This window comes from Pseudomonas grimontii, assembly GCF_007858185.1.
GTDB classification, from domain to species: Bacteria; Pseudomonadota; Gammaproteobacteria; order Pseudomonadales; family Pseudomonadaceae; genus Aquipseudomonas; species Aquipseudomonas grimontii.
This window is the reverse complement of the sequence record NZ_VFES01000003.1, coordinates 168,549-190,943: the sequence shown is the minus strand read 5'-3', so window position 1 is coordinate 190,943 and position 22,395 is coordinate 168,549. Positions and strand designations below refer to the sequence as shown.

The following is a 22,395-nucleotide window of genomic DNA, read 5'->3' as shown; positions in this document are numbered from 1 at the left end:
TATGCATAAACGGCATAATGCAAGTGTGACCCGGCTATCATGGCGGGCGTGTGTGCCAAAATGGTGCGTATCCGTGGGAGGCAGTGATGAACCTTGAGAGCAAATGGCTGGAAGACTTCAGCGCCCTGGCGGCGACTCGCAGCTTTTCCCAGGCGGCGGAGCGGCGGTTTGTTACCCAGCCGGCGTTCAGCCGACGTATCCGCAGCCTTGAGGCCGCACTGGGCCTGACCCTGGTCAACCGCTCGCGCACGCCGGTTGAACTGACGGCGGCCGGGCAACTGTTCCTGGTCACCGCGCGCACCGTGGTCGAACAACTCGGTGAAGTGCTGCGCCATTTGCATCACCTGGAAGGCGGGCAGGGCGAAGTCATGCAAGTGGCCGCTGCCCACTCCCTGGCATTGGGTTTCTTCCCGCGCTGGATCGCGCAATTGCGCAACGAAGGCCTGAACATCGCCACACGGCTGGTCGCCACCAACGTCGGTGACGCCGTGCATGCCCTGCGCGAAGGCGGTTGCGATTTGATGTTGGCCTTCTACGACCCGGATGCGGCGATGCAGATGGACGCCGAAATCTTCCCTTCGCTGCACTTGGGCAACACCGAAATGCTCCCCGTGTGTGCGGCCGGTGCGGATGGCAAGCCGCTGTTCGATCTGGAAGGCGAGGGCAGTGTGCCGCTGCTGGCCTACAGCGCCGGCGCGTTCCTCGGCCGTTCGGTGCATCTGCTGCTGCGCCAGCGGGCCCTGCGCTTTACGACGGTTTACGAAACCGCCATGGCCGACAGCCTCAAAAGCATGGCCCTCGAAGGCTTGGGCATCGCCTGGGTGCCACAACTGAGCGTGCGCGCCGAACTGGCCCGAGGCGAACTGGTGGTCTGCGGCGGGCCGCAATGGCATGTGCCGCTGGAAATTCGGCTGTATCGCTGTGCGTTGGTGCGCAAGGCGAATGTGCGGTTGTTGTGGCGTAAGTTGGAAGGTGGGGCGGCCAACCCTGCCGCCTGAAACAGTGAAAGCCGCCATGGTTTGGCCTTCGCTCCTGTTGGCCGGACAGCCGCGCTAATCAGTCGAACTGACTGAGATAAGTTTTAATGAGCGCTCTGTTCTTATCACTGAAGCGATGACTGGCTGTGCGATAAGGTGAGTCCTCATCGAACGGTCGCATAGTTGTTTCGCTCCACCAACCATCGTAGATAATTTCTCCTGCATCATGCTCTGCGCCGAGCATGTGGCCTATTTCGTGTGCGGTTATTCGGTATTCAACTGTTGACGCTATTGCAAACTGCCCTCCAGTACGATCAGCGACACCTAGGATAGAACTTGCAACGACGGGGTGATAAGTGAGTAGTGTGAACTTATCAAGTGGTGAAGTAGATTGAGATGTTCTTTTCAGGAATTGGGTGACTGCTTCTTTCCAACGGTGAATGGCATCGTCATGCGATTTCGACATGTAGTTGAAGGTGTACAGTTCGGGGGCGATCTCCTTTTCTATTTCAATTAACTCAACCTTGCGGCCTGAGATGTTTTCAAGTTCAGTCGCCAGCCAGGAGAAGAAAGCTTCTTTTGCTGTGGAAGCTGTGGGTGAACTGAAGAAAAATTTGAATAATAGATCGGACGCTCTTACGGGAAGGCGCCCGTTCAGGTCCTGGTGAAGAATGAAATGCAGTTTGATGGGTTGTAATGAGGTGGGCTTGCTTTTTGGAGTTACCACCGGTAGTTGGGATTTTTTCCATCTTTCCAATGCGGGAATAGCATGATTTTGTACGGTGTCGGTGAAAAATAAAAAAGCTGTGTAGTCCAGGCTATAACGGGGCTGGAAGTGATGGGGGTCTGTCGTCGTTACCACGGGGCGGTCTGTCTGTGACCAGATATAAGTGACGTCTTGTTTATGTTGGTCGATCAGCCGTTGGATGTGCTCGCTGAAAAACTCAGGGTCAATTGAGAAAGACGTAAGGCAAATGCTCTGTTCATCCATTACACCACGACGGGTCAAGTCTATGAGGAGGCCTTGCTGCCGCAACGCGATGCAGGATCGCAGAGGCGGGTGTGGTGCGTTAGGGTTTATCAGGTGAGTTGCCAGATAAGTTTTCAGCAGGGCGATAGAGTCAAACTGCTGTATTTTTAAACCGGGGATATACAGTACGCAGGGATTCAGGTCGTCAGTGTGATTTTCAGGCTTTCGTGTAATCAGAAACGCACCGATGAGCGGGATATCGGCGGCGTACTCCATTTGAGTAAGCGACAGCCTGTAGAAATAATCTTTAGGCGTTATATTGAGATGCGCAAGGCGTAGGAGCAAATCTACACTCTCTAAGTTTAGTGAGTTATCCTCTGCTCTTACCATGTTTGCACACTGTAGCTGAGTGGCCATTAGGCTGGCCATGTACTCTTTATTAGTGATGGGGTAGGCTTCGTGTTCAGCGCACCAGAAATTGTCTATACGATCCAAAAAAAACTGGATGCCCTGTAGCTCAAATATTGCCTTCTCGACGGCCCGCTGGAACGCGGGCGGGAATTTGTACAGGGCCTCATTTTTATAGCAATAAAAGTCACAGGTTTTGTCGTAAGTGGTCAAGGGGGTATTGATAAATATGATGGATTCAAAAACATGGATGAGCGTGTTCCGGCTCGGTGTTGGCATTTGAGGTAATGGCGCTTGTGGAGGCAGATAAAAAATCTCATCCAGCGTTTCGCCGTTCAAGAAGGGCGTGATGGCGTTTTTCAAAAAATCGAATGCCTCTGGCACAAAATTCAATGATCGACTGATTGTATGTTTTGCGTTTTCGTACAGCCTTTCCAGCATAAATGCCGGCCAGGGGGCGCTCATCGTCGTAATATGCGCAGGTGAGGGGAGGGGGGGTAATACTTGTTTGGGTTCAGTCATGGTGGCAATCCTTAATTATTTATGTAGTTGTGCACGTCGACTTGCACAGTCGTTATCGATAATAAGGATTGTGTTGTTGGTTTTCGCCAAGATGAGTAGCCAAGTGCTGTAGTGCCTTTCTTCAAATCTTGAATAAAAGCTAAAAAACAGGCGAAGATGTTTTGCTTGATCATGCTGTTTGGTTTGTTGATCTTTGAGTCAGGAGCGAAGGTTTTAACAATGCGGGACAGATGGTCATTCTCAGGGGCTGTTTATCCGAATTATTACGGTATACTGCGCGGCCTTCGGCCGGTCCAACCGGCCTTAATTCGTACACCAAGCCACGCCGGATTTCCCGCGTGGCTTGTTGTTTTTTGACGCGCCTGCGGGCGCCCAGAGAGAAGAGGCACGACGATGAGTGCATTGGTTGGCGTGATCATGGGCTCCAAGTCCGATTGGTCCACCCTTAGCCACACCGCCGATATGCTGGAAAAACTCGGCATTCCGTATGAAGTGAAAGTGGTCTCTGCCCACCGCACCCCGGATTTGCTGTTCCAGTATGCCGATGAAGCAGAATCCCGTGGCATCGAGGTGATCATCGCCGGTGCCGGCGGCGCAGCGCACCTGCCGGGCATGTGTGCAGCCAAGACTCACCTGCCAGTGCTTGGCGTACCGGTGCAGTCGGCAATGCTCTCGGGCGTGGATTCGCTGTTGTCCATCGTGCAGATGCCGGCCGGTATCCCGGTGGCCACCCTGGCGATCGGCAAGGCCGGCGCGATCAACGCAGCCCTGCTGTCCGCCAGTATCCTGGGCGCCAAGCACCCGCAGTTCCACGCGGTGCTGAAGAAATTCCGTGCTGAACAGACAGACAGCGTGCTGGACAATCCAGACCCACGTATCGCCTGAGGTTGTTGACGATGAAAATCGGTGTAATCGGTGGCGGCCAACTGGGCCGCATGCTGGCTTTGGCGGGCACCCCGCTGGGGATGAACTTCGCTTTCCTGGACCCGGCGCCGGACGCCTGTGCGGCAGCCCTGGGTGAACACCTGCGGGCTGACTACAGCGACCCGGACCACCTGCGCCAACTGGCCGATGAAGTCGACCTGGTGACGTTCGAGTTCGAAAGCGTCCCGGCCGAAACCGTGGCCTTCCTGTCGCAGTTCGTACCGGTGTACCCGAGCGCCGAAGCCTTGCGCATTGCCCGTGATCGCTGGTTCGAGAAGAGCATGTTCAAGGACCTGGGCATTCCAACCCCGGCCTTCGCCGATATCCAGTCCCAGGCGGACCTGGACGCCGCCGTCGCCAGCATCGGCCTGCCGGCCGTGCTGAAAACCCGCACCCTGGGTTACGACGGCAAGGGCCAGAAAGTCCTGCGCACCGCCGCCGATGTGGTCGGCACCTTCGCCGAACTGGGCAGCGTGGCCTGCCTGCTGGAAGGCTTCGTGCCGTTCACCGGCGAAGTCTCGTTGATCGCCGTGCGTGCCCGTGATGGCGAGACCCGCTTCTACCCGTTGGTGCACAACACCCACGACAACGGCATCCTCAAGCTCTCCGTGGCCAGCACCGATCACCCGTTGCAGGCCCTGGCCGAAGACTATTCCAGCCGCGTACTCAATCAGCTGGATTACGTCGGCGTGATGGCGTTCGAGTTCTTTGAAGTCGACGGTGGCCTCAAGGCCAACGAAATCGCCCCGCGCGTGCACAACTCCGGGCACTGGACTACCGAAGGCGCCGAGTGCAGCCAGTTCGAAAACCACCTGCGTGCTGTCGCGGGCTTGCCGCTGGGTTCCACGGCCAAGGTCGGTGAGAGCGCAATGCTCAACTTCATCGGCGTGGTACCGCCAGTGGAGCGTGTGATCGCCATCGAAGACTGCCACCTGCATCACTACGGCAAGGCCTTCAAGGCCGGGCGCAAGGTCGGCCACGCCAACCTGCGCTGCAAGGACCGCGCAACGCTGCAAGCGCAGATCCTCAAGGTCGAAGCGCTGATCGCCGAGCAATAAGCTGCACTCTGGCGGGAACCATTCGGTAACCGCCATCCTCTGATTGCAGGATGCCAAAGCCTGTCTAGGCTTTGGCATAGCACACTTCATTCAGAGGGAAATGCCATGGGTATCATCGGAACCATTTTTATCGGCTTGATCGTCGGCCTGCTGGCGCGTTTCCTCAAGCCCGGCGACGACAGCATGGGCTGGATCATGACCATCCTGCTGGGTATCGCCGGTTCCCTGGCCGCCACCTACGGTGGTCAGGCGCTGGGCATCTACCAGGCGGGTCAAGGCGCGGGCTTTATCGGCGCATTGGTCGGCGCCATTGTGTTGCTGGTGATCTACGGCCTGATCAAAAAGAAGTAATCAGCCGACAAAGTCCTCTGCGCTGCGCAGGCGCAGAGGGCTAGAATGCTCGGCACTTGTTACTTGCCGAGCCTCTCCATGCGCCGTTTTCTGTTGACTCTTCTCTTGCTGGGCTCCGGCCTGGCTCACGCCGGTGAACTGCCGGAAACCGACTGGCTCGACCTGATGCCGCTGTCGGACCAGAAGGCCCTCGAGGCGATGCCCGAGATCGATCACAACTCCCCCGAAGCCCAAGGCACGTTCACCGACAAAGGTGGCCTGAAGCAGAGCAAAGGCTTGCCGGCGGTGATGTATTCCACCAAGACCGTGGCCGCCATGAACGGCAAGAACATCCGTATCGGCGGTTACCCGGTGCCGTTGGAAACCGACGCCAAGGGCCGTAGTACGTTGTTCTTCCTGGTGCCGTACCCAGGCGCCTGCATCCACGTGCCGCCACCGCCGCCGAACCAGTTGGTGCTGGTGCGTTATCCCAAGGGGCTGAAGCTGGATGACATCTACACGCCGCTGTGGGTTACCGGCACGTTGAAGGTGGAGAAGGTAAATAACGACCTGGCGGATGCGGCGTATGCGCTGGATGCCGGGAAAGTGCGGGTCGTAAAGGAATCCGATCTCTAAGCTTACGCAGAACCCAATGTGGGAGGGGCGGTCTGACGATTCGACTTGCCCCTTCCCACATTTTCGATTGGGTTTACAGGGCGATACCGGTAATGCTCACGCCCAGCGTGTGGCTTTCACCTGGGGCCAGGCTCACCACATCATCCAGCACATTCGCCGTCTCGATGCACAGCATGCCCTGCCAGCCATCGTCGGCCATGTCGTCGAAGGCCTTGGCGCGTTCGGTCCAGGGGTTCCAGATCACGGTCGATTTCGAGCCTTGGCTGGTGAGCTGGATGCGGCGCTGCCAGTCTTTATCGACGATGTTCAAAGACGAGGGCGTATCAAGGTAGATGCGGTCGGTCTCGGCGCTGAAGTGCAGCAGACCGGATTGTGTCTTCTCGCTCCAGCCATCGGCGGTATCGATGTACGCCGAGCCGTCCAGGCCTTCGACCTGCACGTTGCGTACGTCGCTCACGGCGAAGTAGGTGTGCAGCGCCTGGCTGAGCGTGACAGTGTCGTCGCCACGGTTGTGGCTGGTCAGGCGGATGTGCAGTTGGTCGTCCAGCAGCAGGCTCAGGGTCAGGTCGACCTGATGGGGCCAGCCGGGGAAGCCGCCTGCAGGCACCGGTAGTTCCAGGTCAATCCGCAGCGCTTGACCTTCAAGCGTGGTGCCGGCCAATGCCCAGGTCGCGGTACGCGCGAAACCGTGAGCGCCCGCAGGCTGATCACTTAGGCGCATCGCCTTTACGCTTTGCGGGTTGCGGTCAAATACGCCAAACCATGGCCAGCACACTGGCACGCCGGTACGGATGCCTTTGCCTTTCTTGAACACCGCCGCTGGGTTCGGCCAAATCACTGGCTGCTCGCCCTCGCGCCCATAACTGAAGATATGCGCGCCCTGTTGGGCAATCATCAGTTCTGCGCCGTTGTGGCGGATGCGCCAGCAGTCCAGTTCGTCGATCTTTACGGTCTCAACGTGGGGCGTAGGCATAACAGGCACTCTCAATGGCAGGCAATGGGGCAATTGACCGTCAAAACCCCGCGAGGTTTAACGCGCGCGGGAAGGCACGGAACGTGTGCGGCCGCTGCCATCGATAGCGACGAATACAAACACCGCCTCGGTCACCTTGCGCCATTCGCTGGACAGCGGGTCGTCGCTCCACACTTCGACCATCATCTGGATCGAGCTGCGGCCGATTTCCAGGGCCTGAGTATAGAAGGACAATTGCGCGCCCACCGCCACCGGCACCAGGAACGCCATGCGATCAATGGCCACGGTGGCCACACGCCCGCCCGCAACCTTGCTGGCCATGGCGGTGCCCGCGAGGTCCATCTGCGCGACCAGCCAGCCGCCGAAAATATCGCCAAAACCGTTGGTTTCACGCGGGAGCGCGGTGATTTGCAGGGCGAGATCGCCTTGCGGGATAGGATCTTCTTGTTCGAGTTCGATCATGCCGGGGGTGCCTCTGACCCGTGACGCTTTTTATAGATGTAGCAAAGTGGATAGCCGACTAGTGGAAAAACGTTTCAGCACAAACATACTCCGTTCGATACGTTTCTCGTAAGGCGTACTAAAGGGAAACTCTGCCAAATCGGCTGGATGGCACCCAACGACGTTTTGGCACAGCAGCCCCTCAAGACTGCGGGTCTTGCGCTTGCAGGGGCCGAGTATATCGAGACCCTGGCGCCACGACGACCTCCCGGCGCTCATTTGGTCGGTAAATAGGCGCTGTATCGCGGCTTTTGCGCGCAACTGTTCTCCTGGCGCTGTGCTTTTACAAGCGATTTGCTATCTTGCCGGACCGCCGCAAGTCCCGGGCGTGCCGTCCTTATCAAGCTGACTACTATAAGAGAAGCCTTGCCATGTCCTCCGTGCCTGCAAGCAGTGCGCAACCGTCGCGCCCGCTGACCCGCAACGACTACAAAACCCTGTCGCTGTCTGCCTTGGGCGGGGCGCTGGAGTTTTATGATTTCATCATTTTCGTGTTTTTCGCCACCGTAGTCGGAAAACTGTTTTTCCCCGCCGATATGCCCGAATGGCTGCGCATGATGCAGACCTTCGGCATCTTCGCCGCCGGTTACCTGGCACGCCCGCTGGGCGGCATTATCATGGCGCACTTCGGTGACCTGCTGGGCCGCAAGAAAATGTTCACACTGAGCATTTTCATGATGGCCGTACCGACCCTGATCATGGGCCTGCTGCCGACCTACGCGCAGATCGGCCTGTGGGCGCCGATCCTGCTGCTGCTGATGCGTGTCATCCAGGGCGCAGCGATTGGCGGCGAAGTACCGGGCGCCTGGGTATTCGTCTCCGAACACGTACCGCCGCGCCATATCGGCTACGCCTGCGGCACCCTGACCAGCGGCCTTACCGCCGGTATCCTGCTGGGTTCGCTGGTGGCCACCGCGATCAACACTATTTATAGTCCGGAGCAGGTCTCGGATTACGCCTGGCGTATTCCGTTCCTGCTCGGTGGTGTGTTTGGCCTGTTGTCGGTGTACCTGCGCCGCTGGCTGCATGAAACGCCGATCTTCGCCGAAATGCAGCAACGCAAGACCCTGGCCGCCGAACTGCCGCTGCGTGCGGTACTGCGCGACCACCGTGGCGCCATCGTGCTGTCGATGCTGTTGACCTGGTTGCTGTCGGCCGGTGTGGTGGTGGTGATCCTGATGACCCCGACTGTGCTGCAGACCCTCTACCACTTCAGCCCGACCGTTGCGCTGCAAGCCAACAGCCTGGCCATCGTGACCTTGAGCCTGGGCTGTATCGCCTCCGGTGCCCTGGCCGACCGCTTCGGTGCCGGCCGCGTACTGGTGAGCGGTTGCGCGCTGCTGCTGGCGACCTCCTGGACCCTGTATCACAGCCTCATGGCCCACCCGGACTGGCTGTTCCCGCTGTACGCCTTGACCGGCCTGTTCGTCGGCACCATTGGCGTGGTGCCTTACGTGATGGTGAAAGCTTTCCCGCCCGTGGTGCGCTTCAGTGGCTTGTCGTTTTCCTACAACGTCGCCTACGCCGTGTTCGGCGGGCTGACGCCGCTGGCGGTGTCGCTGCTGATGAAGGAAAGCCCTATGGGCCCGGCTTACTACGTGGCTGTCCTGTGTGTGATGGGGATGGTGGTGGGTGGGTATCTGTGGAAAAAAGGCCGCTAAGTTACTGATCGTTCCCACGCTCCCGCGTGGGAACGCCGCCTGGGACGCTCCCGCGTCCCGATGCTGTCGCAAGACGCAAGCCCTACGCAGGGTGACGCAGAGCGTCACGTGATGCATTCCCACGCACAGCGTGAGAACGAGCATTACCTACCTTCTTCAATACTGGCCTTTCATCCAATTGTCATATTTCAGACATAGAGTGTTCACACGGCCTCTCGATACTTGGCCCCGATCCAACTATCCCTATCTGCTAGGAGCAAGGCATGAAACTGAAACGTTTGATGGCGGCAATGACTTTTGTCGCTGCTGGCGTTGCGACCGCCAACGCGGTGGCCGCAGGTGTTGACCCGGCAATCCCGGCTTACGTGAAGACCACTGGTGTGTCGGGCAACTTGTCCAGCGTCGGTTCCGATACCCTGGCTAACCTGATGACCCTGTGGGCCGAGGGTTACAAAAAGGAATACCCGAACGTCAACATCCAGATTCAAGCTGCCGGCTCCGCTACCGCACCACCTGCGCTGACTGAAGGCACCTCCAACCTGGGCCCGATGAGCCGCAAGATGAAGGACACCGAACTGGCTGCCTTCGAGCAGAAGTACGGCTACAAGCCAACCGCTATCCCGGTTGCCGTGGATGCCCTGGCCGTGTTCGTGCACAAGGACAACCCGATCCAGCACCTGACCATGGAACAAGTCGACGCGATCTTTTCCTCGACTCGCCTGTGCGGTAGCAAAGCCGACGTGAAAACCTGGGGCGACCTGGGTGTGACCGGCGACCTGGCCAACAAGCCAGTGCAACTGTTCGGACGTAACTCGGTATCCGGCACCTACGGTTACTTCAAGGAAGAAGCCCTGTGCAAAGGCGACTACAAGCCTAACGTGAACGAACAACCTGGCTCGGCGTCGGTCGTGCAGTCGATCAGCTCCTCGCTGAATGGCATCGGTTACTCGGGCATCGGCTACAAGACCGCCAGCGTGAAGACCGTGGCCCTGGCCAAGAAAGGCAGCACTGAGTTCATCGAAGACAGCGAAGAAAACGCCCTGAACGGCAAATACCCGCTGTCGCGTTTCCTCTACGTTTACGTCAACAAAGCCCCGAACAAGCCTCTGGCCCCGCTGGAAGCTGAGTTCGTGAAACTGGTTCTGTCCAAACAGGGCCAGGAAGTTGTAGTGAAAGACGGCTACATCCCGCTGCCAGCCAAAGTGGCCGCCAAGGCCCTGGCTGACCTGGGTCTGAAAGAAGGCAACTGATTGCCTCTGCGGGAACCGGTACGCCGGCTCCCGCATCACTAATTTTCAATCCGCTGCCAGCCCTGCTTCGCGGCGGATTTCGTGCGTCACTGCATTGTCATCTTTCTGTCATACAGGATCGCTAGGGTGTGCGCATGAATGATCTGGCCAATTCCACCATGACGACAACTTCTCCCCCCAAGCGCATTGATTTCAATACGCCTGAGCTGCAACGCAAGCGCCGCATCCGCGCGCTCAAGGACCGTCTGACCCGTTGGTACGTGCTGGTCGGCGGCCTCGCCGTTCTCGGTGCGATCACCCTGATTTTCTTCTTCCTCGCCTACGTGGTCGCGCCTTTGTTCCAAGGCGCCTCGCTGACCAAGGAAGATGCGCTCACCCCGGCCTGGATCCAGGACGCCGGCAAGCCGCTGATGATCTCTCTGGAAGAGCAGAACCAGGTCGCCATGCGGGTTTCCGACAAGGGCCAGGCGCTGTTCTTTGATGTCACGACCGGTGCCGAACTCAAGCGTGTCGACCTGGCGCTGCCGGCGGGTGTGAGCGTTGCGTCCATCGGTGAGGACCAGCCGGGCAGCCCGCTGGTGATCCTCGGGTTGTCCAACGGCCAATCCCTGGTGTTCCGCCACACCTATAAGGTGTCATACCCGGACGGCAAGAAAACCATCACGCCTGCGATTGAATACCCCTACGGTGAAACGCCGATCGTGCTCGACGATGCTGGTCGCCCGTTGGAGCACGTCGCCCTCAATGCCACCGATTCGTCGCTGGTGGTTGCCGGCTCGGCCGGTTCGCACTTGAACGTGCTGACCCTGAGCCGCGAAGAAAACATGATGACCGGTGAAGTCACCAGCGAGTAGAAGCGTGTCGAGCTGCCGCAAATGACCGAGCCGGTGAAGGCGATCTTCATCGATCCGCGCCAGCAGTGGCTGTACGTGATCAACGGTCGTGCCCTGGCGGATGTGTTCAGCCTGCGCGACAAGAGCCTCAACGGCCGCTACAAATTGCTCGAAGACGGCACCGCCGAAGTCACCGCCAGCACCCAGCTGGTGGGCGGTATCTCGCTGATTGTCGGTAACTCCAAAGGCGGCCTGGCCCAGTGGTTCATGGCCCGCGACCCGGATGGCGAGCAACGCTTCAAGCAGATCCGTACCTTCCAGATGGGCACCACGCCTATCGTTGAGATCACCGCCGAAGAGCGTCGCAAAGGCTTCACTGCCCTCGACGCTTCCGGCAAGTTCGGCGTCTTCCACAGCACCGCCCATCGCACCCTGTTGGTGGATCCAGTGGTCGAAGGTCAGGGCGTGTTCGGCCTGTCGCCTCGCGCCAACCGCGTGATCGTCGAAGCCGGCGGCAAGCTGCAGCCGCTGCTGCTGGACAACCCGCACCCGGAAGTGTCCTGGAGCGCGTTGTGGAGCAAGGTCTGGTACGAAAACTACGACGAGCCTAAATACGTCTGGCAATCGACCGCCGCCAACACCGACTTCGAACCGAAGATGAGCCTGGCGCCCTTGACCTTCGGTACGCTGAAGGCGGCGTTCTACGCCATGCTGCTGGCGGCGCCCCTGGCCGTTGCCGCGGCGATCTACACCGCTTACTTCATGGCCCCGAGCCTGCGCCGCAAGGTCAAGCCGGTGATCGAATTGATGGAAGCGATGCCGACGGTGATCCTCGGCTTCTTCGCCGGCCTGTTCCTGGCGCCGTATGTCGAAGGGCATCTACCGGGAATTTTCAGCCTGCTGATGCTGTTGCCGATAGGCATCCTGGTGGCCGGTTTTGTCTTCAGTCGCCTGCCCGAGTCGATTCGCCTGCGGGTTCCCGATGGTTGGGAAAGCGCGATCCTGATCCCGGTGATCCTGTTCGTGGGCTGGCTCTCGCTGTACATGAGCCCGTACCTGGAAACCTGGTTCTTCGGCGGCGACATGCGCATGTGGATCTCCCACGACCTCGGCATCACCTACGACCAGCGCAACGCCCTGGTAGTCGGTTTGGCGATGGGCTTCGCGGTGATCCCGAACATCTACTCCATCGCCGAAGATGCCGTGTTCAGCGTACCGCGCGGCCTGACCCTGGGCTCCCTGGCCCTGGGCGCCACGCCGTGGCAGACCATGACCCGCGTGGTGATCCTGACCGCCAGCCCAGGCATCTTCTCGGCACTGATGATCGGCATGGGCCGCGCCGTGGGCGAGACCATGATCGTGCTGATGGCCACCGGCAACACGCCGGTGATGGAGATGAACCTGTTCGAAGGCCTGCGCACCCTGGCAGCCAACGTCGCGGTGGAAATGCCCGAGTCGGAAGTCGGCGGCAGTCATTACCGCGTGCTGTTCCTCTCGGCGCTGGTGCTGCTGTTGTTCACGTTCATCATGAACACCCTCGCCGAGTTGATTCGTCAGCGTCTGCGCAAGAAATACTCGTCGCTTTAAGAAAGGTAGAAGTCTGTGAAACAGAACTCCCTGAATGGATGGTTCAAGAGCGGCGCTCCCGGCGTCTGGATCAGCGGTGGCGCGGTGTCCATCGCGGTCATCATGACCATTGGTTTGCTGGCCGTGATTGCCGTGCGTGGCTTGGGCCACTTCTGGCCGGCTGACCTGATCCAGGCCAACTACAACGTGCCGGGCCAGGAAAACCATATCGTCATCGGCGAAGTGGTGCAGAAAGAAGAAGTGCCACGCGAGCGCCTGAAAAGCGCTGGCCTGCCGGTGCCCGAGGCGGGCCCGGAATTCATGACCCGCGAGCTGATCAAGGTCGGCAACCGTGACCTGAACGGCAACGACTTCACCTGGATCGTCGGCGAGTGGTTGAAGGACCAGACCACGCCGAAGAACCTGATGACCATCGAGCGTCGTGAGTGGGGCAACTTCTACGGCACCCTGGTCAACGTCAAGCAGGATGGCAAGGTCATCGCTGAGGGCGAGGCCGCATGGCCGGAGCTGCAAGCCCGCGTGGACCGCGTGAACAAGCTGGCGGCCCAGCTCAAGACCCTGGAGAAATCCGACATCGGCGCGATCAACGCCGGCCTCGAACGCATTCGCCTGCACGGCCGCAAGCTGGAACTGGAAGGCAAGCTCGACGCCGCCGCCCAGGCCGACATGGATGCCGATCGCGCCGAGCTGAACGCCCGTTACCAGGACATCGAAGCGCGCCTGGCCGACCTGCACGCCCAGTTCAACCGCGACGCCCTGACCGCTCGCGATGGCAACGGCAAGGAAATTGAAATCGGCATCGGCAAAGTGGTGCACGCCTATCAGCCGAACGCCATGGGCACGATGACCAAGATCGGGTTCTACTTCAGCAAGGTGTGGGAATTCCTCAGCGATGACCCGCGGGAAGCCAACACTGAAGGCGGGATCTTCCCGGCCATCTTCGGCACCGTGATGATGACCCTGATCATGGCGATGATCGTGACGCCGTTCGGCGTACTGGCGGCGGTGTACCTGCGTGAATACGCCAAGCAGAACACCCTGACGCGGATTATCCGCATCGCCGTGAACAACCTGGCGGGTGTACCGGCCATCGTCTACGGCGTGTTCGGCCTGGGCTTCTTCGTGTATGTATTGGGTGGCTCGGTCGACCGTTTGTTCTTCGCCGAAGCGCTGCCGGCACCGACCTTCGGTACACCGGGCCTGCTCTGGGCCTCGCTGACCCTGGCGCTGTTGGCGGTGCCGGTGGTGATCGTGGCCACCGAAGAAGGCCTGGCGCGGATTCCGCGTACGGTGCGTGAAGGCTCCCTGGCCCTGGGCGCGACCAAGGCCGAGACGTTGTGGAAGATCGTGCTGCCGATGGCCAGCCCGGCGATGATGACCGGCATGATCCTCGCCGTGGCCCGCGCCGCCGGTGAAGTGGCGCCGCTGATGCTGGTAGGCGTGGTGAAACTGGCCCCGTCGCTGCCGCTGGACGGCAACTACCCGTACCTGCACCTGGACCAGAAGATCATGCACCTGGGCTTCCATATTTATGACGTCGGCTTCCAGAGCCCTAACGTCGAAGCCGCACGGCCGCTGGTGTACGCCACCGCCTTGCTGCTGGTGATGGTGATCGCCACGCTCAACCTGTCGGCGGTGTGGATTCGTAACCACCTGCGCGAAAAATACAAAGCGTTGGACAGCTAAAGCTATTAGCCACAAGCGGCAAGCTACAAGCCGCTTTTGCTCAAATCTTGCAGCTTGCCGCTAAAAGCTTGCAGCTACGAACGGAGTGAGACCATGCAACAAGACACCCATTCCCACGGCATCAACATGTCTGCCCTGGGTCGCGACAAACAGAGCCTGAGCCTGGCCCAGGAAACCGTGGCCATCGAAGTACCGGGCCTGAGCCTGTACTACGGTGAAAAGCAGGCGCTGTTCGACGTCAGCATGAACATTCCCAAGCAGCGCGTGACTGCCTTTATCGGTCCGTCCGGCTGCGGCAAGTCCACGTTGCTGCGTACCTTCAACCGCATGAACGACCTGGTCGACGGTTGCCGCGTGGACGGTGCCATCAACCTCTATGGCACCAACATCTACCGCAAGGGCGAAGACGTGGCCGAGCTGCGTCGCCGCGTGGGCATGGTGTTCCAGAAGCCTAACCCGTTCCCCAAGACCATCTACGAAAACGTGGTCTACGGCCTGCGCATCCAGGGCATCAACAAGAAGCGCATCCTCGACGAAGCGGTTGAGTGGGCCCTTAAAGGCGCGGCACTGTGGGATGAGGTCAAGGACCGCCTGCATGAGTCGGCACTCGGCCTGTCCGGCGGCCAGCAGCAACGCCTGGTGATCGCGCGCACCATCGCCGTGGAGCCGGAAGTGCTGCTGCTCGACGAACCGTGCTCGGCACTCGACCCGATCTCGACGCTGAAAGTCGAAGAACTGATCTACGAGCTCAAGTCCAAGTTCACCATCGTCATCGTGACCCACAACATGCAACAGGCGGCGCGGGTTTCCGACTACACCGCGTTCATGTACATGGGCAAACTGGTGGAATTCGGCGATACCGACACCCTGTTCACCAATCCGGCGAAGAAGCAGACCGAAGACTACATCACCGGTCGCTATGGCTAGTTGGGGCAGCTGCAAGCCGCAAGTTTCAAGCGGCAAGTAAAAGCAGTTCAACGGAACGACACACATCAGCTTGCAGCTTGTAGCTTGCGGCTTACAGCTTTTGCGGAGCAAACGCATGATTAGCAAAGAAGGCCTTACCCACCACATCTCCGCGCAGTTCAACGCCGAGCTCGAGGAAGTGCGCAGCCACCTCCTGGCGATGGGCGGGCTGGTGGAGAAACAAGTCAACGACGCCGTGACCGCGCTGATCGAGGCTGACTCGGGCCTGGCCCAGCAAGTGCGCGAGATCGACGACCAGATCAACCAGATGGAACGCAACATCGACGAAGAATGCCTGCGCATTCTCGCCCGTCGCCAACCGGCGGCATCCGACCTGCGCTTGATCATCAGCATCTCCAAGTCGGTGATCGACCTGGAGCGGATCGGCGACGAAGCCACCAAGATCGCCCGCCGTGCCATCCAGCTGTGCGAAGAGGGTGAAGCGCCGCGCGGTTATGTCGAAGTGCGTCATATCGGCGACCAGGTGCGCAACATGGTGCGGGATGCCCTTGATGCCTTTGCGCGCTTTGACGCCGAGCTGGCGTTGTCGGTGGCGCAGTACGACAAGGTCATCGACCGTGAATACAAGACCGCCCTGCGTGAGCTGGCCACCTACATGATGGAAGACCCGCGCTCTATCTCGCGGGTCTTGAGCATCATCTGGGTGCTGCGTTCCCTGGAGCGGATCGGCGATCACGCGCGCAATATCTCGGAACTGGTGATCTACCTGGTGCGAGGTACCGACGTACGGCACATGGGCCTCAAGCGCATGAAGGCCGAAGTTGAAGGTTCCTCCGATCAAATCCCTAATGTTCCGGGCGAATCTGACGATAAGTAAGGTTGCCCGAGAAATTAACGCCCGGCCTTTGGTCGGGCGTTTTTGTTTGCGGCCCCCGATTTTTTTGCGAGTCGGGTAAAAGAAAGTCCGAACGTGACTACAGAGTTTTGGCAAAATGCCATCAGTCAGGCGTTTTGCGTGCCGAAGTTTTTATAGGATGAAGGGTCGATGAGTAAAGTCAGTGTATTGGTGGTGGATGACGCCTCGTTTATCCGCGATCTGGTGAAGAAGTGCCTGCGCAACTACTTTCCCGGGATCAAGCTTGAAGATGCGGTAAACGGCAAGAAGGCCCAGACCATCCTGATGCGCGAGACCTTCGACTTGGTGCTGTGCGACTGGGAAATGCCGGAGATGTCCGGCCTGGAGCTGTTGACCTGGTGCCGCGAGCAGCCGCACCTCAAGTCCATGCCGTTCGTGATGGTGACCAGCCGTGGCGACAAAGAGAACGTGGTCCAGGCGATCCAGGCCGGGGTTTCCGGCTACGTCAGCAAACCGTTCACCAACGAGCAACTGCTGAACAAGGTCAAGCAGGCCCTGCACAAGGTCGGTCGCCTCGACGCCCTGGTCGCCAGCGCGCCGACCAAGATGAACTCGGCCTTCGGCAATGATTCCCTGAGCGCCTTGACCGGTGGCAAGCCCGAAGCCGTGCGTGCAGCCCCCGTTGCGGCTGCCGCGTCTGCGCCAAGCAAAGGCCTGCTTAACAGCCCGCCGGTCCAAGCACCAGGCACCGCACCAACCGGCGGCCGTGGCCAGGGTCAGTTGCGCCTGTCCAGCGGCACCCAGCAATGTGTGATCAAGGCGCTGAGCATCAAGGAAGCGCTGCTGGTGGTGCGTCGCGGTGAAGTCCTGCCTCAGGTACTGGAAAGCGCCGTGCTCGACCTGGAACAGGGCGACAACGCTGAGGTGGCCCGTCTCAACGGCTACCTGCACGCCATCGTCGCCTTCGAACCCAAGCCGGACAGCGACTGGCTGCAACTGACTTTCCGCTTTATCGACCAGGATGCGCAGAAGCTCGACTACATCTCGCGGCTGATCGCGCGCGGTACGGCGCAGAAGCATTTTGTGCCGGGTGCCTGACCTTGTGGTGAGGGAGGTCCCACTGCCTCTTCGACGTAGCGCTGTCGCGCAGCAAGCTGGGACCTCTGTGGCGAGCGGGCTTGTCCCGCGTTGGGGTGCGAAGCGCCCCTGACGAAGACGAATGCGGTGTATCAGGCACGCCTCTGCGCCTGGTTTCGGGGCTGCTGCGCAGCCCAGCGCGGGGCAAGCCCGCTCACTACAAGATTGTCATCAACCGTTGCTAGCTTGCCGTTCAGTCATCCTGTCAGGTTCGCGCCATGTTCCTTCGCCTCTTGCTGTCCTGCACGTTGGCTGCGGTCGCCACTTCGACCCAGGCCATGACCCTCTACAAATCCACTGATGCCAACGGCATGGTGTTCTTCAGCGACCGGCAAACCCCCGGGGCCCAGGCGTTCGTGATCCAGGAGCGTAAGGTGGAGCGTGTGCAGCGGCCGGTACTCGACAGGCCAAAAACCGGTTACCCACAACAAGCCTACCGCTACCCCCTGCCCTGGCGTGGCGGTCCGTTCCGCCTGACCCAAGGCCCCAACGGCAGCTTCAGCCACACCGACGCCAAAAGTCGCTATGCCATGGACATTGCCATGCCCGAAGGCACGCCGATCATTGCGGCGCGCAGCGGTGTGGTGGTGAAAATCGAGAATAGCCAGATCGGACGCGGCAACGATGCGTCAGGCAATTTCGTGCGAGTGCAGCACGATGACGGCAGCCAGGGCGTGTATCTGCACCTCAAGCAAGGTTCGGTCAGTGTAAGGGCAGGGCAGCGCGTGGCGGTAGGCAGCGCGCTGGGGTTGTCGGGCAATACCGGCAACAGCAGCGGGCCGCACCTGCACTTTGTGGTGCAGCAGAGTACCGAGGCCGGGCTGGTGTCGATTCCTTACGAATTCAACCAGCCGGTCGGGACATTGCCCAATTTTGCATTGGGCAATTGAGGGTCAGTCCAGCAGCAGGACCTTGGCCAGCACGATCTTCGGACCTTTCATCTTCTTGATGATGATCCGCAAACCTTCAACCTCCAGCACTTCTTCCTCTTCCGGCACCCGTTTGAGCGTGTCGTAGATCAGCCCTGCGAGGGTTTCGGCCTCAATGTGGTCCAGGTCGACACCCAGCAGCCGTTCTACCTTGAACAGCGGCGTGTCGCCCCGTACCAGCAGTTTGCCGGGCTGGTAGGCGAGGATGCCGCGCTCGGCCTTGCGGTGTTCGTCCTGAATATCGCCTACCAGCACTTCCAGCACGTCTTCCATGGTCAGGTAGCCGATGATCTTGCCGTCGGCTTCTTCCACCAGGGCAAAGTGCGCGCCGCCTTTGCGGAACTGCTCCAGCAACTGCGACAACGGCATGTGCCGCGACACACGTTCCAGCGGGCGGGTCAGTTCGGCCAGGTTGAACGACTCGGGGATGTGGTCCAGGGCCGCCAGTTCCAGCAGCAGGTCCTTGATGTGCAACAGGCCGACAAACTCGTTGCGCACTGCGTCATACACCGGGTATCGGCTGAATTTATGGCGGCGGAACAGCGCGAGGATTTCCTTGAGCGGGGCGTTGAAGTCCAGGGTCACCAGGTCTTCACGGGAGTTGGCCCAGTCCACCACTTCCAGCTCGCCCATTTCCACGGCCGAAGCCAGTACGCGCATGCCTTGGTCGCTCGGGTCCTGGCCACGGCTGGAGTGCAGGATCAGCTTGAGCTCTTCGCGGCTGTAATGGTGCTCGTGGTGCGGGCCGGGCTCGCCTTGGCCGGCGATGCGCAGGATCGCGTTGGCGCTGGCGTTGAGCAGGTAGATCGCCGGGTACATGGCCCAGTAGAACAGGTACAGCGGCACCGCCGTCCACAGCGACAGCAACTCGGGCTTGCGAATGGCCCAGGACTTGGGCGCCAGTTCACCGACCACGATGTGCAGGTAGGAAATCACGAAGAACGCGGCAAAGAACGACACGCCCTTGATCACTTCCGGCGATTCGACGCCTACCGCGCCCAGCAGCGGTTCGAGGATATGCGCGAACGCCGGCTCACCGACCCAGCCCAGGCCCAGGGAAGCCAGGGTGATACCCAACTGGCAGGCCGACAGGTAGGCGTCGAGCTGATTGTGCACGGTGCGCAGGATTTGTCCGCGCCAGCCGTTGGTGTGGGCGATGGCCTCGACCCGGGTCGAGCGCAGTTTGACCATGGCAAATTCCGCCGCAACGAAAAAACCGTTGAGCAGTACCAGGATCAGAGCAAAAAGAATCATGCCGAAATCGGCGAAGAGTGTGGCGAGGGTGATACCAGGGGAAGGGTCCATGATTGGGTTTTGCAGGTTCCGTGTGTTCAATAAGGGGGGACAGAAGGGCCTGAAAGGCAGGCGCAAGTCGGCCAATGTAGCGGCTGACGGGGCGCTTGCCTAGTGGTTGCCGCCGGGTGGGGTGTGGAATGCCTTATTCGAAACAGCACAATTCCAATTGTGGGAGGGGGCTTGCTCCCGATAGCAGTGTGTCAGTCAGCATATCTGATACTGATGCACCGCCATCGGGAGCAAGCCCCCTCCCACATTTGGTTTTGTGCTGTGTTTGAGTTATTCGTCATTTCCGACGAGCCGCGAACGGGTCATCTGCGCTGGAGGAAAATGGCAGGTAAACGTACTGCCATGCCCCAGCACGCTGCTGATTTCCAGGCGTGCGCGGTGGCGCAGCAGCACATGCTTGACGATGGCCAGGCCCAGCCCGGTGCCGCCGGTGTTGGAGTTGCGGCTGGAGTCGACGCGGTAGAAACGTTCGGTCAGGCGCGGCAGATGCTTGGCGTCGATGCCGATGCCGGAATCCTGCACGCTCAGGTGTGCGCCCTGTTCGTCGGCCCACCAGCGGATGCGGATATTGCCCTTGTCCTGGGTGTACTTCACGGCGTTAAACACCAGATTGGAAAATGCACTGCGCAACTCGCCCTCGCTGCCTTTGAGCAGCACGGTCGGGTCGGCTTCCAGGGTGATCTGTTGGCCGCGTTGGCCGGAGAGGGCCTGGGCATCGTTCTTGATGGTCTGCAACAGGCTTTGCACGGCCACCGGGTGGTTGTCCGACGGGTAATCGGTCGCCTCCAGCTTGGCCAGCAACAGCAGGTCGTTGAGCAAGGTCTGCATGCGTGAACCCTGCTGCTGCATTTGCTGCAGGGCACGGCTCCAGCGCGGGTTGATCTCGTCGACGTTGTCCAGCAGCGTCTCCAGATAGCCGCAGATCACCGTCAATGGCGTGCGCAGTTCGTGGGAAACGTTGGCGACGAAGTCTTTGCGCATCTGTTCCAACTGGTGAATGCGGGTTACATCGCGCACCAGCATCAGGTGTTCGTTGTTGCCGTAGCGCGTCAGGTACAGCTGGATACGCACGCGGTCGTTGGTCGGCGAGGGGATTTCCAGCGCTTCTTCGTAATTTTCCTGCTCGAAATACTCCTTGAAGCGAGGGTGGCGCACCAGGTTGGTCACTGGCTGGCCGCTGTCCTGGGGCGTCTTGAGGCCCAGCAGGGTCTCGGCAGCGCGGTTCCACCATTCCAGGTTGCCATCGCTGTCGAGCATGATCACCGCGTCTTTGAGTGCGGCGGTGGACTCCTGCACCCGGTCGATCACCGCTTGCAGGCGCCCGCGTACCCGTTGGTCGCGGCGTTGCAGGTGGTAGATGCTGTCGAACACTTCGCCCCACAGGCCGTAGCCGTCGGGTGGCGCTTCGTCGGGTTTGTGCTGGCGCAGCCATTCATGCAGGCGCAGCAATTGCTTGAGGGTCCAGCCCAGGTACAGGGCGATACCAATGGCCAGGCTCCAGCCGTAATAGCCGCTGACCAGGCCCACCAACAGGCAGCCGGTGATCAACAGGAGCATGTGGCGGATCAGGGTGCCATGCCAGTTTTGGTTCATGGAGCGTCCTTCGGAGCAGCTTTAAGTTTCAAGCTGCAAGCTTCAAGTCGGAGCGAGGCGGCTTTTTTCTTGCCGCTTGTAGCTGATCACTTGCAGCCAGGTTTCAACCTTTGGTTGAAAACCGATAGCCAGTGCCGCGCACGGTTTGTACCAGATTCTCGTAAGCGTCACCCAAGGCTTTGCGCAGGCGACGGATATGCACGTCGACGGTGCGCTCCTCGACATACACGTTGCCGCCCCACACCTGGTCCAGCAACTGGCCACGGGTATAGGCCCGCTCCTGATGGGTCATGAAAAATTGCAGCAGGCGGTATTCGGTCGGCCCCATCTCGGCCGGCTTGCCGTCGATGGTCACGCGGTGGCTGATCGGGTCCAGCAGCAGGCCACCCACTTCGATAGGCGCCTCGCCATCGGTCGGGCCGGCGCGGCGCAGTACGGCTTTCAGGCGCGCCACCAGCTCCCGTGGGGAAAACGGCTTGGTGATGTAGTCGTCGGCGCCGACTTCCAGGCCCTGGATCTTGTTGTCCTCTTCGCCCTTGGCGGTGAGCATGATGATCGGAATATCCCCGGTCAGTTCATCGCGCTTGAGGCGGCGGGCCAGTTCGATGCCGGAGGTGCCGGGCAGCATCCAGTCCAGCAGGATCAGGTCCGGCTTGCGGTCGACGATAATGGCATGGGCCTGCTGGGAGTTCTCCGCCTCCAGGCAGTCATAGCCGGCCATTTCCAACGCAACGGCGATCATCTCGCGGATGGGCGCTTCGTCGTCAACAATCAGAATGCTCCTGCCAACCATGCCTAAAATCCTCTTGTCATTTAACTGTCTTGCGCCGCATTAGATAACGGAATTATTGCAGTCGTGTGACAGTAATTTAGTCGCTTGGGCAATTCGCGCCTCTCTGGACTACGCTTTGAGTCCGAATCCTGACAACCACAAAAGGAAGGTTCCGATGACTCACAGTACTTTTTCCTGGAAGGCCCTGCTGGTCACGGCGGCGTTGACGCTGCCGACACTGGCGTTTGCTGCAGACCCGGCGATGACGAAAGACGGGATGTTGGTGGATCACAAGGGCATGACGCTCTACACCTTCGCCAAGGACGCCGATGGCAAGTCCATGTGTAACGACAAGTGCGCCACCAACTGGCCGCCCTTGATGGCCGAGTCCACCGACAAACCCATGGGCAAGTGGACCGTTATCACCCGCGACGATCAAAAGGGCCAATGGGCCTACAGCGGCAAGCCTCTCTATACCTTCGTGATGGACAAAAAGGCCGGCGACACGACCGGCGACGGCAAAATGGACGGCGCCTGGAAAGTCGCCAAGCCCTGATCCG

At 59.8% G+C, this 22,395-nt stretch carries 19 protein-coding genes and 1 pseudogene; 14 read left to right on the top strand and 6 right to left on the bottom strand.

Translation table 11 applies throughout. From position 1 onward, the window contains the following. Positions 1–86: 86 nt before the first annotated feature. Positions 87–998: a LysR substrate-binding domain-containing protein gene (locus FIV39_RS07495; protein ID WP_090401388.1), complete on the top strand. Its 912-nt coding sequence runs from the start codon at positions 87–89 to the stop codon at positions 996–998. A gap of 58 nt (positions 999–1,056) precedes the next feature. Here the strand turns inward: FIV39_RS07495 and FIV39_RS07490 are convergent, their stop codons facing one another. Continuing rightward, on the bottom strand, positions 1,057–2,877 hold the full coding sequence (locus FIV39_RS07490; protein ID WP_090401389.1) for a reprolysin-like metallopeptidase: 1,821 nt from the start codon (positions 2,875–2,877) through the stop codon (positions 1,057–1,059). 393 nt (positions 2,878–3,270) lie between these two features. Here FIV39_RS07490 and purE point away from each other — a divergent pair, with 393 nt between their 5' ends. The 4 genes from purE (at position 3,271) to FIV39_RS07470 (ending at position 5,825) form a co-directional block, all read left to right on the top strand. Further along, positions 3,271–3,762: a 5-(carboxyamino)imidazole ribonucleotide mutase gene (purE, locus tag FIV39_RS07485; RefSeq protein WP_003176980.1), complete on the top strand. Its 492-nt coding sequence runs from the start codon at positions 3,271–3,273 to the stop codon at positions 3,760–3,762. Positions 3,763–3,773: 11 nt separating this feature from the next. Then, entirely contained in the window at positions 3,774–4,859 is a 1,086-nt protein-coding gene (locus FIV39_RS07480) for a 5-(carboxyamino)imidazole ribonucleotide synthase (protein ID WP_090401390.1), read from the top strand. A 105-nt stretch (positions 4,860–4,964) separates the two neighbouring features. After that, a complete protein-coding gene (locus FIV39_RS07475; protein WP_005792540.1) occupies positions 4,965–5,210 on the top strand; it encodes a GlsB/YeaQ/YmgE family stress response membrane protein in 246 nt (81 codons plus the stop codon). A 78-nt stretch (positions 5,211–5,288) separates the two neighbouring features. Further along, on the top strand, positions 5,289–5,825 hold the full coding sequence (locus tag FIV39_RS07470) for a DUF3299 domain-containing protein (protein ID WP_041161056.1): 537 nt from the start codon (positions 5,289–5,291) through the stop codon (positions 5,823–5,825). 73 nt (positions 5,826–5,898) lie between these two features. On the opposite strand, the gene FIV39_RS07465 is transcribed toward FIV39_RS07470, so the two are convergent. Beyond that, positions 5,899–6,798 carry a D-hexose-6-phosphate mutarotase gene (locus FIV39_RS07465; RefSeq protein ID WP_090401391.1) on the bottom strand — a complete coding sequence of 300 codons (900 nt, stop codon included), beginning with the start codon at positions 6,796–6,798 and terminating at the stop codon, positions 5,899–5,901. A 57-nt stretch (positions 6,799–6,855) separates the two neighbouring features. Further along, a complete protein-coding gene (locus FIV39_RS07460) occupies positions 6,856–7,260 on the bottom strand; it encodes an acyl-CoA thioesterase (RefSeq protein ID WP_003176975.1) in 405 nt (134 codons plus the stop codon). 410 nt (positions 7,261–7,670) lie between these two features. On the opposite strand from FIV39_RS07460, the gene FIV39_RS07455 reads away from it, so the two are divergent. From FIV39_RS07455 to FIV39_RS07420, 8 genes and pseudogenes are all read left to right on the top strand, one after another. After that, positions 7,671–8,960 (top strand): MFS transporter, encoded by a 1,290-nt coding sequence (locus FIV39_RS07455; RefSeq protein WP_090401392.1) that lies wholly within the window; start codon positions 7,671–7,673, stop codon positions 8,958–8,960. A 263-nt stretch (positions 8,961–9,223) separates the two neighbouring features. Further along, a complete protein-coding gene (locus FIV39_RS07450; RefSeq protein WP_090401393.1) occupies positions 9,224–10,210 on the top strand; it encodes a phosphate ABC transporter substrate-binding protein PstS in 987 nt (328 codons plus the stop codon). Between the two features lie 386 nt (positions 10,211–10,596). Beyond that, a pseudogene (locus FIV39_RS07445) lies at positions 10,597–12,630 on the top strand (ABC transporter permease subunit). 15 nt (positions 12,631–12,645) lie between these two features. After that, complete coding sequence (gene pstA, locus FIV39_RS07440) at positions 12,646–14,316, top strand: phosphate ABC transporter permease PstA (protein ID WP_090401394.1); 1,671 nt, start codon at positions 12,646–12,648, stop codon at positions 14,314–14,316. A 93-nt stretch (positions 14,317–14,409) separates the two neighbouring features. Further along, positions 14,410–15,243, top strand: a complete 834-nt coding sequence (pstB, locus tag FIV39_RS07435; RefSeq protein WP_090401395.1) for a phosphate ABC transporter ATP-binding protein PstB — start codon at positions 14,410–14,412, stop codon at positions 15,241–15,243. Positions 15,244–15,358: 115 nt separating this feature from the next. Further along, complete coding sequence (phoU, locus tag FIV39_RS07430) at positions 15,359–16,120, top strand: phosphate signaling complex protein PhoU (RefSeq protein WP_090401396.1); 762 nt, start codon at positions 15,359–15,361, stop codon at positions 16,118–16,120. A 168-nt stretch (positions 16,121–16,288) separates the two neighbouring features. Further along, the gene (locus FIV39_RS07425; protein ID WP_090401397.1) at positions 16,289–17,197 is read left to right on the top strand and encodes a response regulator; all 909 of its coding nucleotides are present in this window, start codon (positions 16,289–16,291) and stop codon (positions 17,195–17,197) included. Positions 17,198–17,454: 257 nt separating this feature from the next. Then, entirely contained in the window at positions 17,455–18,126 is a 672-nt protein-coding gene (locus FIV39_RS07420) for a M23 family metallopeptidase (protein ID WP_090401398.1), read from the top strand. Positions 18,127–18,129: 3 nt separating this feature from the next. Here the strand turns inward: FIV39_RS07420 and FIV39_RS07415 are convergent, their stop codons facing one another. From FIV39_RS07415 to phoB, 3 genes are all read right to left on the bottom strand, one after another. Continuing rightward, positions 18,130–19,470, bottom strand: coding sequence for a hemolysin family protein (locus FIV39_RS07415; RefSeq protein WP_090401399.1), 1,341 nt, complete (start codon positions 19,468–19,470; stop codon positions 18,130–18,132). Positions 19,471–19,740: 270 nt separating this feature from the next. Next, positions 19,741–21,063, bottom strand: coding sequence for a phosphate regulon sensor histidine kinase PhoR (gene phoR / locus FIV39_RS07410; protein ID WP_090401400.1), 1,323 nt, complete (start codon positions 21,061–21,063; stop codon positions 19,741–19,743). Positions 21,064–21,166: 103 nt separating this feature from the next. Further along, positions 21,167–21,856 carry a phosphate regulon transcriptional regulator PhoB gene (gene phoB, locus FIV39_RS07405; RefSeq protein ID WP_003176964.1) on the bottom strand — a complete coding sequence of 230 codons (690 nt, stop codon included), beginning with the start codon at positions 21,854–21,856 and terminating at the stop codon, positions 21,167–21,169. Between the two features lie 154 nt (positions 21,857–22,010). Between phoB and FIV39_RS07400 the strand changes: the two genes are divergently transcribed. Next, positions 22,011–22,391 (top strand): COG4315 family predicted lipoprotein, encoded by a 381-nt coding sequence (locus tag FIV39_RS07400; RefSeq protein ID WP_090401401.1) that lies wholly within the window; start codon positions 22,011–22,013, stop codon positions 22,389–22,391. Positions 22,392–22,395 lie beyond the last annotated feature (4 nt).

Coding starts and splice junctions, on each gene's coding strand:
- FIV39_RS07400 (WP_090401401.1), top strand. CDS start 22,011: ATGACTCACAGTACTTTTTCCTGGAAGGCCCTGCTGGTCACGGCGGCG.
- FIV39_RS07480 (WP_090401390.1), top strand. CDS start 3,774: ATGAAAATCGGTGTAATCGGTGGCGGCCAACTGGGCCGCATGCTGGCT.
- FIV39_RS07425 (WP_090401397.1), top strand. CDS start 16,289: ATGAGTAAAGTCAGTGTATTGGTGGTGGATGACGCCTCGTTTATCCGC.
- FIV39_RS07475 (WP_005792540.1), top strand. CDS start 4,965: ATGGGTATCATCGGAACCATTTTTATCGGCTTGATCGTCGGCCTGCTG.
- phoR (WP_090401400.1), bottom strand. CDS start 21,063: ATGAACCAAAACTGGCATGGCACCCTGATCCGCCACATGCTCCTGTTG.
- FIV39_RS07450 (WP_090401393.1), top strand. CDS start 9,224: ATGAAACTGAAACGTTTGATGGCGGCAATGACTTTTGTCGCTGCTGGC.
- FIV39_RS07460 (WP_003176975.1), bottom strand. CDS start 7,260: ATGATCGAACTCGAACAAGAAGATCCTATCCCGCAAGGCGATCTCGCC.
- FIV39_RS07415 (WP_090401399.1), bottom strand. CDS start 19,470: ATGGACCCTTCCCCTGGTATCACCCTCGCCACACTCTTCGCCGATTTC.
- FIV39_RS07470 (WP_041161056.1), top strand. CDS start 5,289: ATGCGCCGTTTTCTGTTGACTCTTCTCTTGCTGGGCTCCGGCCTGGCT.
- FIV39_RS07455 (WP_090401392.1), top strand. CDS start 7,671: ATGTCCTCCGTGCCTGCAAGCAGTGCGCAACCGTCGCGCCCGCTGACC.
- phoU (WP_090401396.1), top strand. CDS start 15,359: ATGATTAGCAAAGAAGGCCTTACCCACCACATCTCCGCGCAGTTCAAC.
- purE (WP_003176980.1), top strand. CDS start 3,271: ATGAGTGCATTGGTTGGCGTGATCATGGGCTCCAAGTCCGATTGGTCC.
- pstB (WP_090401395.1), top strand. CDS start 14,410: ATGCAACAAGACACCCATTCCCACGGCATCAACATGTCTGCCCTGGGT.
- FIV39_RS07465 (WP_090401391.1), bottom strand. CDS start 6,798: ATGCCTACGCCCCACGTTGAGACCGTAAAGATCGACGAACTGGACTGC.
- phoB (WP_003176964.1), bottom strand. CDS start 21,856: ATGGTTGGCAGGAGCATTCTGATTGTTGACGACGAAGCGCCCATCCGC.
- FIV39_RS07495 (WP_090401388.1), top strand. CDS start 87: ATGAACCTTGAGAGCAAATGGCTGGAAGACTTCAGCGCCCTGGCGGCG.
- FIV39_RS07420 (WP_090401398.1), top strand. CDS start 17,455: ATGTTCCTTCGCCTCTTGCTGTCCTGCACGTTGGCTGCGGTCGCCACT.
- FIV39_RS07490 (WP_090401389.1), bottom strand. CDS start 2,877: ATGACTGAACCCAAACAAGTATTACCCCCCCTCCCCTCACCTGCGCAT.